Origin of the sequence: Marinitoga hydrogenitolerans DSM 16785 (assembly GCF_900129175.1) — a bacterium.
Classification (GTDB): Bacteria; Thermotogota; Thermotogae; order Petrotogales; family Petrotogaceae; genus Marinitoga; species Marinitoga hydrogenitolerans.
Map to the genome: position 1 here is coordinate 1 of NZ_FQUI01000045.1, position 16,307 is coordinate 16,307.

The window sequence follows — 16,307 nt, forward strand, 5'->3', positions numbered from 1 at the left end:
AAAACCCTATTTTATATTATAAATATAATATAAAATAAAAATTAATTATAAAAATGGGAACCAAAAAAATAATGCTTGAAAAGCAAGTAAGGTTGCAAAACCCTATTTTTTATTATTAAGTATAGATAAAACAATTTTTTTGTGTATAAATAAAATTAAAATCACAGTAAAAATTCCAGCATAACTTGCTAATGCATCAAACATAGAAAAATATCTATAAGGTGATAAAGCCTGTATATACTCACTCCCTATTGGAAGTATAAAAATTATACCGCCAAATAAATATAATAAAATTTTTCTATGAAAATAAGTTTTTAAGAATAAAAACATCCCACCACCATAGGCCAAAAAATGCCACATTTTATCTTCGTTTGGAAAACGAGAATAATTAAAAGGTGGTTTTGGCGTAGTAGCAAAATATATAAGAACAATTAAATAAATAATAAAAATAATATCCCATATAAATGTTGTTTTTTTATTTTCCATAGGCTCACCTCTCAAATGTATTCTACTATATTTATGATACGGAAATTAGAAAAGTATTTAAAATAAAAATAACAGGTATTAAAATACCTGTTATTTTATCTAATTTATATTGAAAATAAACATTTAAAAAAAATATTAGCCATAATAAAAATAATCTTTTTAGAATAAAACTTCAGCTCCAATTATAAAAGGCCATGGAAAAAAGATAGGCCTAATGATAAACTTGCTATTTAAATTTTTTGGATTAAAAATTAATTTAGCGCCATATTTATATGTGATTGCTAGATGATCGCTTAAAACTAAACCAGAAATTTTATTTTTGTCTTCAACAGTTAATTCTGAAAAATAGTAGTTAGAGTTTAGTTCAAGATAAACAGCAGGCATAGCGTTATAATCGAATATAGAAAAACTTAATAAAGGAATTCCAATATTTCCTGCAATAATTCCTTTTAACGCAAAATCATTTAATGTGTAATCACCTATACCTAATACGGTTGGATCAAATTTTAAATAATTAATACCAACACCGTAAAAATATTGAAATGTTAATAAATTATCCTTAATTCCTATAGTTTCTTCAAGATTAATAAAGTCAATATTTTTCTCTACTCCACCATAAATGCTTACACCACTAAATCCAAAGAAAATGTCACTCCAATAATATCCTCCAATTAAGGTTTTACCATAGGTAAAAACAGATATAAATACTAAAATAAATAAAAATAGTCTTTTCTTCATAATTCCCCACCTTTCAGTAATTTTTAGTTTGTTTTATTCAAATTAAATCCTAAAATTTCTTTGTTACTTAAGAAGTCTATTTTTTAATCTTATGGAATCTTTAGAAGAAATGAATGTAACTTGTAATACAGTATTTTCTAAAAAGTGAATCTTTTATTTTATTAAAGATTATAATTTATAAAAATACTATTAAAAGAAAATTAATATATATATAACCGAATTATAAGAATTTTTTATTTCGTTTTCATTTCTAATAGTTTTCTTTTTGGGAATTAAAATAAAAAAATTACGATGTCTAAAAAGTCAAATTCACTCAGGCAGCTTGGTTGCTTATCTTTAAAATTATTCACTCTCAGCCGTCGCTCAGATTTTTCATCTATGAAAAAGCTTCGCTCAAAAAAACATCCTGTTTTTTTGACGGCTTCCATTTTACGCTTAGATTTTTTAAATATAAAAAAATTTAAGGGAAAAGGATTTATAATATTATATAATAAAAATTATTTATTCCGATTACTCGCTGTAATCGAGCGATATCTCAAAAAATTTTTTATAAAATCAAAAATATTTAAACCAATATCCGCGGTAGCGTGTAAGGGCAATCTTCGAGTCTTCGTTTCATTTGATACTTTTTAGAGAAAACAATCTAATAAAAAATTTAATATTATAATGATGAATAAAAAGAGTATATAAAGTTTAACTATGTTATGATATAATAAAAAAATGTAATTATAAAGAATTTTAATACCTCAAAGGAGGATTATAATGAAAACAAGAATATTAAAAATAAATCCATTGAAAATAGAAGAAGAAAAGATAAAAATAGCAGCGCAAAATATTAGAGAAGGAAATTTGGTTGTATTTCCTACAGAAACTGTCTATGGTTTAGGTGCAAATGCTTTGGATGAGAAAGCTGTGAAGAATATATATAAAGCAAAAGGAAGACCTGGAGATAATCCATTAATCATGCATTTTGATAAAATAGAAAATATTAAAGAATATGTGTATATAGATGAAAAATTATATGAAAAATTAAAATTGTTAGTTCCAGGTCCTATAACTTTTGTTTTAAATAAGAGAAGTAATGTTCCTGATATTGTATCAGCTAACAGACCTACTGTTGCAGTGAGAGTTCCAGCACATCCAATAGCAAATAAATTAATAGAATATTCTGGTGTACCTATTGCGGCGCCAAGTGCAAACCTTTCTGGTCGGCCAAGTCCAACAATTGTTGAACATGTTATAGAAGATATGTTTGGTAAAGTAGAAATTATTATTGATGGTGAAGATGTTGATTTTGGCTTAGAGTCAACAGTTATAGATCTTACAGAAGATATACCCGTATTATTAAGACCTGGTCCAATTTTACCAGAAAATTTAGAAAAGATATTTGGTAAAATTAAAATACCAGAATTTATATACGGCAAAGTAAAGGTAGACGAAGCAAAAGCGCCAGGAATGAAATATAGACATTATGCTCCAGATAAAAAAACAATACTTATAGAATTTTCTGATAAAAGAATAGATATAATTAAAGAAAAAGTAAAAGATTATAAAAATCCATTACTTGTCCTTTTTGAGGAAGATAAAAAATATTTTGAGGGATATGATATTATAGTTTCAGGTAAAATAAATGATTATTATAATATTGCAGTGAATCTATTTTCAATGTTAAGAAAGGCAGATAAAACAAAGAATGACGTTATTATTATTGAAGGTGTTGAAGATAAAGGCTTAGGTATTTCTATAATGAACAGATTAAGAAAAGCATCTTCTGAAATCATATGACTTTGGGGGGAAATATATTGCGATTATTATTTGATGTTGGAAACACACATATTGTCGTGGGTCTTTTTGAAAAGGATTTTTTACAAACATGGAGAATAGGAACAAAATCATTTGAAACTGAAGATGAATTATATTCACATCTTTTTCCGTTATTAAATCGTTTAAATATTTATGAAAGAGATATAAATGCAGTAATAATTTCTTCTGTTGTTCCGTCAGTAAATTATATCCTTGATAAATATGCTCAGAAATATTACGGAGTAGAGGCTATCTTTGTAAGTTCAAACAAATTAAATGGAATGAAATTAAAAGTAGATTATCCCAATGAAGTTGGTGCAGATAGGATAGCAAATGCATTAGCGTTAAGAAAATATTATAGTAAAAATTCTATAGCAGTTGATTTTGGAACTGCAATAACAATTGATGTAATATATAATGGAGATTTTATAGGTGGTTCAATCATTCCAGGAATAAATACACAGATGATGGCGTTATTTTCAAAAACAGCAAAATTGCCTCAAGTTGAATTAAAATTTTTAGATTATTCAGTTGGTAAAAATACAATAGATAATATTCAGATTGGAATAATTAAAACTGTAGTATATGGAATACAACAATTATTAAAAGATATTGAAAAGGAATATAAAACAAAGTTTGATATAGTTATTACAGGTGGGATAGGAAAATCTTTACAAAATATAATTCCAGAGTTTGAAAATTATGATCCTTATCTCACTTTAAAAGGATTAAATGTTTTTTATGATTTAATGAAGGGAGAAATTTGATGAAGCATTCATCAAAACATTTTTTATTAATAAATCCATGGATTTATGATACTGCAGCATATGATTTTTGGTTGAAACCTTTAGGATTATTATATATAGGTAGTATTTTAAAAAATTATGGGTTTAAAGTTAATATGATTGATTTAATGAATAGGCATGATAAGTATTTTAAGGAAAATAATTTAATTAAAGATCGTTATTATGGAACTGGTAAATATTATTTTGAAGAAGTTGAAAAACCAGAAATAATAAGAGATATACCAAGAAAGTTAAAAAGATATGGTTTACCAGAAAAAGAATTCAGAAAGAGATTAGAAAATTATAAAGAAGTTGATGGGATTATTGTTACATCAACAATGACATATTGGTATTATGGAGTATATAAAACAATAGAAATAATAAGAGAAGTTTTTCCGGAAAAGCGTATATTTCTTGGTGGGATATATGTTAGTATCATGCCAGAACATGCAAAACAATATTTTCACAAATTAAATGTTAAGGTGATCCCTGGAACGGGAAATATGGCAGTAAATCAATTGTTATCATATTATGATATAAAAGTGGATACAATAAATTGGGTTGAGGAATTGGAACCCGCATATGAATTATATGAAGATGAAATTTCGTATATTGTTATAACCTCATCAATTGGTTGTCCGTTTAAATGTACATATTGTTTTACACCAAGGATGTGGAAATATCAAATAAGAAGTGTAAAAAGTATTATTAAAGGATTAAAGAAAATTTTAGAATTCAAAAAAGTTAAAGATGTTGTTTTTTTTGATGATGCATTTTTATTACATCCGGAAAAGGAAAGATTATTAGAAGAACTTTCAAAATTTAATGTGAGATTTCATTTGCCGAATGGGATACATGCCAGACTTGTTAATGAAAAAATAGCAGAGTTATTTTCTAAAGCAAATTTTAAAGTGATAAAATTAGGGTATGAAACATCTAATGAAGAATTGCAGAAAAAAACAGGAGGAAAGGTTACAAATGAAGAACTTTTAAAAGCAACAAAATTTTTATTAGCTAATGGGTTAAATGAAACATCAGCATATATTATGGCGAATTTACCTGATCAAAAAGTTGAAGATGTAATAAGTGGAATAGATTTTTGTTTTGATTTAGGGATCATTCCTTCAGTAAATGAATTTACACCTATACCAAACACGCCACAATATATGGAACTAGTTTCAAGAGGATGGTTAAAAATGGATACAGACCCCTTACTATTAAATAATTCTATTTTACCACATTGGTGGAAGTATGGTATGAGTGTAGAAGAAATAGAAATGATTAAATCATATTTAAGGGTGAAAAAAAACAAATTTAATTAAAGTTAGGTGAGAATATGAACGAAAACTCAAATGAAATTAATTCGTTAATAGCAGAACTTGATAAAATAGAAGGTTTAATAAATAGAATAATACAGAATGAAGATTTCGAAACACTTCCAAAAATTTTGGAACAAAGGAAAAAAATATTAGAAAAAATGGCATTATTTTCTGAAGAGAAAATAATACAGGATAGAATTGAGAAGTTATTAAATGATGATAATATAAAAATGGAAAAGATAAAGAAAGATATGGAGAAAATTAAGCAACAATTAAAAACTGCAAATAAAGGAAAGATAGCAATAAAAAATGGATATATGAAAATACAAGAAGAAGTTTCAAAAAGAAAATTTAATTCAAATGGGTAGGTGATTATGTGAAACCAAGTGATATAAAATTTTTATCTAAAAAAATTATGGAATCCAGGGAAATTCCTTTAATTTGGGGTCATTTTGGTGTTGGTAAAACGGATATAGCACGTGATATAGCTAGAGAAACTAATAGGGAATTAATAATTTTGGTAATTTCTCAAATGGAACCTGGTGATTTAATAGGACTTCCTTCGAGAAATGAAGATAAAACAGTATTTTTAAAACCAGATTGGTGGCCAGAAAAAGATAATACTATTATAATGATAGATGAAATAAATAGAGCTCATAGATCTATTAGAAATGCTATAATGCAATTATTATTGGATAGAAAGATACACAATCATGTTTTGCCTGATGGAACATGGATAATGGCTGCAGCAAATCCGCCAGATGATGATTATGATCAGGTTGATTTAATAACAGATCCAGCATTTATGTCAAGGTTTTTTCATTTAAGTTTAAATTCTTCTCCAGAAGAATGGATAAATTGGGCTGAGAATCAGAATGTTTCAAATGAAATTATTTCTTTTATAAAAGAGTATCCAGAATTTATCTCTAATGGTAAAAGTGTATCTTTTAGACTTGATTTAAAACCAAGTCCAAGAAGTTGGTATAAATTGAGTAGAGTATTAAATAATTTAACAGAAGACGAATTAAAAGAGTATGCATATATATTATCTTCAGGTATTGTTGGTCCTGAAGCGGCAAGAACTTTTGTAAATCATTTAGAAAATAAAAGTAATTTACCAACACCGAAAAAAATCCTTTTTGACATGGATGATATAGTTTTTAATAGAATAAAAAATATGGATATAGATAAACAAAATTCTATAATTTTAAGAATAAATAAATATTTTGAGAATTTAGAAGAGGATGATATGATAAAAATACTTGATAATTCGGAGCATAAATTGATAGCAAGAAATATTAAGAAATTATCAATGATTATTTCTAAAGATTCTGCATATTCTATATTAAGAAGCATCGATCATTTTGCAAGTAAAAATAAAGGGTTAAAAAAAGCATTTTTTGAAAAGTTATTTGAAGAGTTGGCTATTGTTTTGGATAATGTAAATTGGTTAGAAGAGATTTAACAGTAATATGCTATAATTAATCAGGAAATATTATTTTATAGGGAGGGGTTAATATGCCTTATGTAGATACAAAAGTAATTTTGGAAAATGCAGACAAACATGGATATGGAGTACCAGCTTTAAATATTAATAACCTTGAGTTCTTACATTACATAATTGAAGCTGGAGTAAAAAAGAATTCTCCAGTAATAATTGAAACAAGTCAAGGTGCGATGAAATATGCTGGTAATGGTGATTTTAGGAAAGGTGCAGAAATTTTTGTAAAAATGGTAAAGGCTTTTGCAGATGAAGTTGATATTCCTGTAGCTTTACACCTTGATCATGGTAAAAGTTTTGAGCATATTGTTGCAGCAATAAAAGCTGGATATTCATCAGTTATGATAGATGCTTCAGAACACCCATTTGAAGAAAATATGAAAATAACAAAGGAAATAGTTAAAATTGCACATGCTGCAGGAGTTTCTGTAGAAGCAGAATTAGGTCAATTAGCAGGTATAGAAGATGAAGCAGTTGCAGCAGAAAATGTTTTAGTTGATCCAGATGAAGCAAAGAAATTTGTTGAAGAAACAGGAGTTGATTTTTTAGCTCCTGCAGTCGGAACTTCTCATGGCGCTTTTAAATTTAAAGGTGCTGCTAAAATAGATTATGATAGAATTAAAAAAGTAAAAGAATATACAAAAATACCATTAGTTTTACATGGAGCATCATCAGTTGTGCCAGAATTTGTTGAAATTGCTGAAAAACATGGTGCAGATTTTGGTGGAGCAAAAGGAGTTCCTTCAGAAATATTACAGGAAGCAGTAAAATGTGGAATTAATAAAGTAAATACAGATACAGATTTAAGAATAGCATTTGTAGCAGGATTGAGAGAATTCTTGAATGCAAATCCAAAAGAATTTGATCCAAGAAAATACTTCAAATTAGCCAGAGAATACACAATCAAAGTTATTACAGATAGAATGGATGTACTTGGTTCAACAGGAAAAGCAGAATTATTTAAATAATAAATAATAAACTCCAGCGATTCGCTGGAGTTTATATTTTCTCAACAATATAATCATCAATATTTCTCTTTTCAGAATTGATATTTGTTCCTATTAAATATATTTCATTTCCTCTGTATTTTTCATAATACTTCTTTTCTTTTATTTGAGCTAATGCTTCTCCTATGCTTTTTAATATTTTACAGTAAAAAATTGTATACTTGGAATCTATAAGATGAAATGAATAAAATATGAAATAAAAAAAACAGCTCCGATTTGGAGCTGTTTTTTATCCTTTTACTGAACCCTGAGTTAATCCACCTACAAGGTATTTTTGCATTGATAAGAATAATAATACCATAGGAACAGCACCTAATAAGGCAGCAGCTGTGAATAATCCCCATTCGGTTTCAAATGGGCCAGATGTAAAGGTTTGTAACCCTACAGCATATGTATAATTTTGTTCGCTGGATAAAACAATTCTTGCCATAACAAATTCATTAAATGTTCCCATGAAAGATAATATTGTAACAACAGCTAGAATTGGTGAAGCCAATGGCAATACAATACGCCAGAATGTTTGAAATCTTGTTGCACCATCTATCATAGCAGATTCTTCAAGAGAATCTGGGATAGTATCATAATATCCTTTAATTAACCACATATTAAATGAAACTCCACCAAGATATACAAATATCAAACCTGTTAATGTATCTAGACCTATGAAGCCAAAGTAATCTCCCATAAATTTTAATATTCCATATAGAGCAATCATATACATTATAGCAGGAAACATTTGAATAAGCATTAAATATAACAAACCTTCTTTTCTACCGAAAAAGCGCATTCTGCTGAAAGGATAAGCAGCGACAGCGGTCATTAAAACTGTTAATATTGATGTAACGCCAGCAACAATTATGGAGTTTAAAAGCCAACGTAAAAAGGGTTTTCTTTGTTTAGGATTCCAATTATCTAATAAATTATAAATATTTCCATCAATTGTTCTTAAATCTGATTTTAATGTTTTATATTTGACAGAATCAGATAAATCAGAAACTATCCTTGAAGCCCTTGAAATATTTGCTTTAGCTGGACCGAATTTTGAATTATATATGGCAGAAATTTCCAAAATAGGGGATATATCTGCAGTGTATCCACCATAATTGATTTTCAAATAATCATATGAGTTTGATTTAATTTTTTCGAGATTTGGAGAAATTTCCAACATAATATTTTCAAAAGATGCTTTACTTTTCAAAAATTTTTCAGTTGCTTCATTTATATTTTTTCTTAACGTGAATATATTCAAATCTTTTTTAGATGGTTTATAATATTCGAAAAGTTTAGAATTTAATAAATCGGCTAAGTATTCAGATTCATAATAATTGTTAATATCAAGATTTGTGAAAGTTTTTAAAATAGTAAATTCTCCATATTTTTTCAATTTAGCAAAATTATCTAATGTTTCTTTATTTTTATTATATATTTCTGCATATTTATTTTTAATATTTTCTAATTGAGAACTCAATTGTGTAAGTGAGTTTTGATATTTTTCTAATTTTGAGAGATTGTCTTTTAAGTTAGTTGTTATAAAATTTAATGTATCTAAAGTTGAATTTATACTATTTGTTGTTTCAACAAGTGTTTTATATGCAGGTGAAACATATTCAAGATCAGGATTGATATACTCTAAATTATCTTTTAACCATAAAAAAGATGTATAATATTTATTTATAGCTTCTTTATAAATTTCAAAATCTGCTAAATTCTCCATATTATTTTTTATTATTTCAAATTTGTTGGATATATTTTTTATGCTATCTGATAATGCCATTACTTTATTTGAATTTATTTTTTTATTTTTGTATGTTTGGAAAATATTTACTGCAGATTCTATTTTTGAACTATTTAGAACATATAATTCTAATAAGGATGATAAATCACTATTATATTTTGCAACTAATGATTCAGTTTTTGAAATATCGCTTTTTATTAAAGAAATACTTTTTTGAGTTTCAGTAATTTCTTTTTCAAGTGAAGTTAAAATATTTAAATCATCACCTAATTTTTGTTTTTCTAGATTATAGAATTTGTTATTGATATCTTTAACCTTTGCTAATATACTTTTCCATTTATTAGATAAAGCTTTTATTAATGAAGGGAGTTGCTTTATATTTTCGTTTTGTTCAATTTTAATCCATTTTTTATATGTTTTAATATTCCATAAGGTGTAATTTGGTTTTATGGAAAATATAGTATCCAAAGTATTTTGATAATATTTTTTATTTTCATTAGTTTGATTTATTGAATTTAATATATTTAAGAGGGCAATTCTTGATTCATAATAATCTTTAATCTCATTTTCAAGAGAAACAATATCATTTTTAATTGTGGAAATATCAGCAACTAAAAAAGTTTTTTCCATTTCCAACAATTTATTATGTTCATTGTTTCTTGATTTGTTTATGTCATCTAAAATATTTTTTTTGTAATCTCCTTGAATTGCATTATTTATATTTTCAAATCTTGAAGCTATATCATTTAAATAATCATTTGTTTGGGAAATATAGGTTTCAAAAGCGGTTAATTCTTTCATTAGTTTTTCTGAAGCTTCATCAAGAGATAATTTTGAGTTTTCACCTATGAAATGAACTGTTCCATTAATATCTTTAATTAATTCAGGAACAGTTGCTCGTGGAAATAATAGATCTCTATAATAGTTTAAGGTTATTCTTGATGAAAACAATTTTGGTGAAAATGCCGCATTATCTCTTCTTATAGAAGTTGTTACTACCCAAACCAACGGGAAAAGAACGATAACTAAAACAATAATTAAAAAGATATGTCTTAAAATATAATTTTTCTTTTGGATCATAGCCATTATCTGCTCACCTCTTCAAATGCCCCTGATAATTTAAAGTTGAAATAACTAATTGCAGAAACTATAGCAAATATTAAGATGGATATTGCACTGGCAAAACCAAAGTCCTGACCACGTGAACCTTCAAAAGCTAATTTATAGGTATAAGAGATTAGTATATCTGTTGAACCTGCTGGAGTTGTTGCGCCAGGCATTGCAGGGCCACCACCAGTTAAAAGATAAATATTTACAAAGTTATTGAAGTTAAAGGCAAAACTACTTACTAATAATGGAGTTAAGGACACCATTAACAACGGTAAAGTGATTTTTCTAAATTGTGTCCATCTTGTTGCACCATCAATTGAAGATGCTTCATATAATTCATCAGGAATACTTTGTAAAGCACCCAATGTTATAGTCATCATATATGGAAATCCGAGCCATGTATTAACTATTAGAACTGAAATTTTTGCCCATAAAGGGTCATTTAACCATTTTATAGGAGTTAGTCCTAAATTAGTAATGATAAATCTGTTTATAATACCATAAGTTTCATTGAAAAAGCCATTTCGCCATATTAAGACTGATATAAAAGCAGGAACAGCCCACGGAATAATTAACAATGTTCTATAAAATACTCTACCTTTCATAAATTTATCATTAAGCATAAGAGCTAGAATCATTCCGATAATGAAACTGAACAAAACACTAAGTGCGGCATATGTGAAAGTCCATGTGAATATTTTTAAAAATGGACCAGAAATTTTTGGGTCTTCTCTAATTCTATCGAATTGGTATGTTCCAACAAATGAAGAATAACCCATTAATCTAATTAATTCACCTTTTTCGTTATAATCCCAGAATGCACTATCTCTATCTATTAATTCTTTATTTGTTCTTGTGTTAAAAATAATAGTTTTATATGTTTTTTTATTATTTACAAAAACCGGCTTAACTCGTAATTCGTAAATTCTATAGGCTTCTGAAAATTTTTTGTATATAAACTTTGAAGATAATCTATATTTTTTACCATCATAATTTTTGAGTTCTAAAACGCCTAAATATTTTTTTCTTAATACGGTATTATAAAAGGAAGCATTTTTGAAAGTTCCAGAATCAATTGGTGAATAAAAATAAATATATTTATCACCTTTACTATTTTCGAAACCAAGAACATTGTTCATCTTTTCATTAATAGATAACGCTCTAAAAGAATCATCAAGTTCTCTTTTTAAAAATGCAGTATAAGTATTTCCGTTAATAGAAACAGTCATATAATTTTCATTAACAGGAGATAATTCGGCAGAAGCATTTTTAGTATTTCCTTTTGAATCATAAATAATTTCTTTCGGTTTTTCTGATAATAATATCTCTTTATCATTGTATAAAACAATTAAAAAATCTTCAGTGGGTTGAAATTTTTCTAATTTCACAAAAATTTTAAAGTTGTAACTATTTCCATCTTCTGGTTCGTACAGATAATTTGGATCATTTAATAAGATTTGAATAGCCTGATCTCTCGTAAATAAATGTCCTGTTCCGTAATTTGTAAATGCAGTTCTAACAGTATAATAAATAGGATATACGGTTAGAATGAATAGAAAAAACATTGCAGGTAAAGTGTATCTATAAGGATAACCCTTCTTTGAAAATATTGCCACATTTGCAAACACAACAAAAGCTGCAATAACCACTGCTAAACCGTAATTGCCTAAGCCAGATAAAATAAAAATAGACCATATCAATCCGGCATTCATGAGAGCGATTATAGAGTACAACAGAAATTTGCCAAGAGTTTTCATGGTGTCCCTCCCTTAAAATGTGTGAAAAACTTAGATTTTATGTTTTAATTAAAAATACTTAATAATTATAACATAAAAATACCTTTTTTATCAATTTGAAAATAAAATATTATGTTAAAAAATGGTAGAATAAAGAAAAAATAAGCTCCATTTAAAGGGAGCTTATTTCTAATTTTCTTTTATTAAATTTGTCCAGTAATTAAAAAGAACATTTTCGTCAATTTTGTCATTTAAATAATCAACGAAAATTTTGCTAAAAAATTTAAATAAAATATTATTTAAGCGTTCATCGATTTTTGTTGCGAGTTTTAATTGAGCAGCAACAATATTGTTGTTTTTTTGGAGTGTATTTAATAGTTTTTCTTTTGGCATAATGGTTTTATTGTATTTATAAAATAAATCAGCAACCTTATCAGTGGATAAATATTTGAAAACTTTTTCTGCAGTTTTTGAATTGTTTAATAAAATCCATTGTTGCCCACCTATAGGAGAAAAACTTGTGTCCTTGCCTTTTGGTATTAAAGAAATACCAAAATCTATATTGCTTTTTTGAATTGAAGAAAAAGACCACGGACCATTGAAAATGATTTTTACCTCGTTTTGTTCAAACATTTTCATCATTTCGTCATAAAAGTTATTTGATATTTTAGGGATCAAATGGTTTTTATATAAATGTTTTATTTTTTTTGCTGTATAAATAAATCGTTCTTTATTTACATTAACAGTTAGAAAATTTTCATCTTCACTTCCAAAAATTGTGCTCATCCACCAACCAGAATTATAAGGTAAATAAATAGCATACTCATTAATTTTATTTTTATCGAATTTTGAAGATTTGAAATTATTTCCATTAATATCATAGGTATTTTCTTCTATAAAAGCCCATAATTCATTTAGTGTTTTTGGTGGGGGTTGAACTTCTTTTTTGTTATATAGCATAACAAGGCAATCAACTGATTGAAGTATTGGATGGGTTTTAATATATTTTTCTTCAAACCATTTGGGTGTTTTTATATCTACCCTTGCAATATCGATTTTTTGTCCTGAATTAATAATTTCATCTATTCTTGAAAAATGTCCTGAAAATGGAATCCTTTCAATGTTAAATTTTACAAAATGCGTTAATGAATATAGTTTCATAATTTTTTCTAAACCATTTTTTTCATCTTCTGACATTTGTGTTACTATTGTTATGGTTTTGCGTGGGAGAAAAAAGTATGAAAGGATTAAAATTATTATTAATAAAGGAATTATAATTTTGAGTTTCATAATCACTTCTCCTTTGTATATATTATTCTTATTTCTTCTATGTTTTTTAAAAAAATACTTACTATTTTAGGATCAAAGTGTGTTCCAGAGCCCGTTTTTATGATTTTTAAAGCATCTTCAAAAGAGAAAGCTTTTTTATAAGGTCTTTCAGATATTAAAGCATCGAAGACATCACATATTGCTATAATTCTTCCCTCGATAGGAATATCTTCTCCTTTCAAACCTTTTGGATAACCCATTCCGTTAAACTTTTCGTGATGATATAGAGCTATTTTAGCAGCTAAATCGAAGAAATCATCATCTATTTTTTTCAATATATTATATCCTATTTTGGCATGTTTTTTCATTATTTCAAATTCTTTATCATTTAATTTTCCAGATTTTAATAGAATTGAATCGGGAATTCCTATTTTTCCAATATCATGCATTTGAGCAGCATAATAATAATTTTCTATGATTGTATCATTTTTAAATATGGATTTTGCTAATATTTTAGCAACTTTTCCAACTCTTATAATGTGATTTCCTGTGATTTCATCTCTGAATTCAGAAATGTTTCCTAATAAATTTATAATATCTTGTGTAAGTTTTTTGTTTTTGTTTATATAATCTATATTGTTTTTAAATACCTTATCTATCATTATACCTATATTGTCTATTTCTTTTATGTTTGTTTTTGTTAAAGAATAATTTAAATTTTTGCCTTTTAAAATTTGAATACCAAAAGTTTCAACTTCTTTGGAAAAATCTTCGATATTTTTTTGTATTTTCAAATAATGATTTTTATTGATAATATAAGTGATACCAAATATAATAAATATTATAATACTCCATTGAAGAGCACTTTTGAAAATATAATTGAATAAATCTATATTCATGTCAAATAACACGTATATGGGATAAGTACTATATGTACTATTATTAAATCTGATATAAAAGTATCTGTCTTTAATTCTTATAATATTATTAGATATCAAATGTTTGTTATGTAAATTAAATTCAAAACGAATATTAGATAAAATAATATTTTTGTTAAGAGAAGTAACTATATAATCTGTATTGATATTCAGTTTTCTCATTGTATCTTTTATGATTGACGGTAAAAATAATGTTTTTAAAATTATTTTATTATTATTATAAGTATAATTAAATAGTTCACGATTTCTAATTATGGAATAACCACCTAAAGAACCAACTTCTTTTAATGCATTTAATATAGTATCAGACGGATTAGGAACTATTATTCCAGTTGACTTTTCTAATTCATCATTGATAGTTTTCGTAAGATTAGTAAAAAAAATACTTGAAATAATATTAAAACTATTTTTTTTATAATTAATTTCATTTTTTATATTAAAATATACTGTTGTTGGAAATAAAAAGGTAAATATCAAAGCTAACAAAAATAGCATGTGACTATTAAATAACTTCTTTATTGAATATTCTTTCATTGTTCCGTTACCAAAGACTTACTAAAACCTATAAATACATATAAGGTTTTATGCTCTTTTCTGCTTCACAGCGCCCGGTTTTGCCTAAACTACTCCCGTTTGGTATAACGCTCCACAGACCTAAATTCGGGGGTAACTCGCCCTACTTTGTTTATTTAAATTAAAGTTAAAGCATAATCCCTCAAATTCAGAGCAGCATTTAAATCCCTATCGTTTTTATATCCGCATTCACACATATATATTCTGTCTGATAATTTTAAATCCTTTTTTATTTTTCCACATTTATGGCATTTTTTACTGCTAGGATAATATCTGTCTGCTTTTATTAATTTTATTCCATGTTTTTTTGTTTTATATTCCAGTTGTCTGATAATTTCATATAGTTTTGATTGCTGTATTTCTTTAGACAGATGTTTATTTTTCATCATTCCTGATATGTTTAAATCCTCTACAACTATATATTCTGGTTTGGTTTTCACCAGAGACGCTGTGATTTTATGTATATAATCATTGCGGATATTTTTTAACCTTATATGTATTTTCCTTATTTTTGACTCAAGTTTTATTATATTTTTAGTCTTTTGGTAACGGACTTCACCTCCTTTATGTTGAATTTTGTTTTGTTCGTATTTCCTTGATATTTGTCTTTGTAATCTTTTTAAACGCTTTAATATCTTTTTAACTTTATGTTTTTTATTTATATTTTCATATTTTGAACCATTGCTTATAGTTGCTAATGTTTTAATTCCTAAATCTATTCCTATACCTTCTGTATATTTTCCATTATCAACTTCTATATTCTCTGTTTCGAAACTTATACTTAGATACCAATCAATTCCGTCATATGTTACTCTCGGATTATAATATTTGCCCCTTTCTGGTATTTTATCTTTTTCAAACAGTCTTAACCATCCTATTTTTTCTATTAGCACCTTTGTATTTTTAAACTTAATTTTATACGGATCTACATAGAAACTGGGTTTTGATTTTTTCTTTGCCTTAAATTTTGGTTTGTTTGCTAATTTTTTAAAAAATCTTTTATATGCAGCACAAGCATCTTTTATAGCTTGTTTCGTGATATTGTTTGAATATTTATATAGCCAATTATATTCGTTAGTTTGTTTTAATTGTGTTAATTCTTTCCTTATTGCTCTATCTCCAATGATTTTTCCTGTTTCTTTATAGTACTCTTCTATTTTTGCAAGAGCAAAATTATATGCCCATCTTGCTGTCCCTGCTGCAGCCATTAATTTTGTTCGTTCCTTATTATTTACACGCAATTTAATTTTATATGTTTTTATCATTGTTATCTTCTTCTTTTAATTGATGAATTATTTTTTTTGCTT

Annotated in this window: 13 protein-coding genes; 6 read left to right on the forward strand and 7 right to left on the reverse strand. The window is 26.4% G+C overall.

The features are described 5' to 3' along the window. Nucleotides 1-102: 102 nt before the first annotated feature. Nucleotides 103-486, reverse strand: coding sequence for a VanZ family protein (locus tag BUA62_RS09780; RefSeq protein ID WP_072865873.1), 384 nt, complete (start codon nucleotides 484-486; stop codon nucleotides 103-105). Nucleotides 487-645: 159 nt separating this feature from the next. Beyond that, on the reverse strand, nucleotides 646-1,224 hold the full coding sequence (locus tag BUA62_RS09785; RefSeq protein WP_072865874.1) for a hypothetical protein: 579 nt from the start codon (nucleotides 1,222-1,224) through the stop codon (nucleotides 646-648). A gap of 762 nt (nucleotides 1,225-1,986) precedes the next feature. Between BUA62_RS09785 and BUA62_RS09790 the strand changes: the two genes are divergently transcribed. The 6 genes from BUA62_RS09790 to fba are packed head-to-tail and all read left to right on the forward strand — an operon-like array spanning nucleotide 1,987 to nucleotide 7,600. Continuing rightward, nucleotides 1,987-3,009, forward strand: coding sequence for an L-threonylcarbamoyladenylate synthase (locus tag BUA62_RS09790; RefSeq protein WP_072865875.1), 1,023 nt, complete (start codon nucleotides 1,987-1,989; stop codon nucleotides 3,007-3,009). 17 nt (nucleotides 3,010-3,026) lie between these two features. Then, nucleotides 3,027-3,794: a type III pantothenate kinase gene (locus tag BUA62_RS09795; RefSeq protein ID WP_072865876.1), complete on the forward strand. Its 768-nt coding sequence runs from the start codon at nucleotides 3,027-3,029 to the stop codon at nucleotides 3,792-3,794. After that, the gene (locus BUA62_RS09800; RefSeq protein WP_072865877.1) at nucleotides 3,794-5,134 is read left to right on the forward strand and encodes a B12-binding domain-containing radical SAM protein; all 1,341 of its coding nucleotides are present in this window, start codon (nucleotides 3,794-3,796) and stop codon (nucleotides 5,132-5,134) included. The genes BUA62_RS09795 and BUA62_RS09800 overlap by 1 nt, the downstream gene beginning before the upstream one ends. A gap of 14 nt (nucleotides 5,135-5,148) precedes the next feature. Then, a complete protein-coding gene (locus tag BUA62_RS09805; RefSeq protein WP_072865878.1) occupies nucleotides 5,149-5,499 on the forward strand; it encodes a hypothetical protein in 351 nt (116 codons plus the stop codon). A gap of 8 nt (nucleotides 5,500-5,507) precedes the next feature. Then, nucleotides 5,508-6,596: an AAA family ATPase gene (locus BUA62_RS09810; RefSeq protein ID WP_072865879.1), complete on the forward strand. Its 1,089-nt coding sequence runs from the start codon at nucleotides 5,508-5,510 to the stop codon at nucleotides 6,594-6,596. A 53-nt stretch (nucleotides 6,597-6,649) separates the two neighbouring features. Further along, entirely contained in the window at nucleotides 6,650-7,600 is a 951-nt protein-coding gene (fba, locus tag BUA62_RS09815) for a class II fructose-1,6-bisphosphate aldolase (RefSeq protein ID WP_072865880.1), read from the forward strand. A gap of 268 nt (nucleotides 7,601-7,868) precedes the next feature. Here fba and BUA62_RS09825 read toward each other — a convergent pair whose 3' ends face one another. The 5 genes from BUA62_RS09825 to BUA62_RS09845 form a co-directional block, all read right to left on the reverse strand. Then, on the reverse strand, nucleotides 7,869-10,454 hold the full coding sequence (locus BUA62_RS09825; protein WP_407656636.1) for a sugar ABC transporter permease: 2,586 nt from the start codon (nucleotides 10,452-10,454) through the stop codon (nucleotides 7,869-7,871). Between the two features lie 5 nt (nucleotides 10,455-10,459). After that, a complete protein-coding gene (locus BUA62_RS09830) occupies nucleotides 10,460-12,241 on the reverse strand; it encodes an ABC transporter permease subunit (protein ID WP_072865882.1) in 1,782 nt (593 codons plus the stop codon). A gap of 168 nt (nucleotides 12,242-12,409) precedes the next feature. Beyond that, nucleotides 12,410-13,510, reverse strand: coding sequence for an extracellular solute-binding protein (locus BUA62_RS09835; RefSeq protein WP_072865883.1), 1,101 nt, complete (start codon nucleotides 13,508-13,510; stop codon nucleotides 12,410-12,412). Nucleotides 13,511-13,512: 2 nt separating this feature from the next. Beyond that, a complete protein-coding gene (locus tag BUA62_RS09840) occupies nucleotides 13,513-14,961 on the reverse strand; it encodes an HD-GYP domain-containing protein (protein WP_072865884.1) in 1,449 nt (482 codons plus the stop codon). Nucleotides 14,962-15,116: 155 nt separating this feature from the next. Continuing rightward, nucleotides 15,117-16,265 (reverse strand): RNA-guided endonuclease InsQ/TnpB family protein, encoded by a 1,149-nt coding sequence (locus tag BUA62_RS09845; protein WP_072865885.1) that lies wholly within the window; start codon nucleotides 16,263-16,265, stop codon nucleotides 15,117-15,119. Between the last annotated feature and the right edge of the window lie 42 nt (nucleotides 16,266-16,307).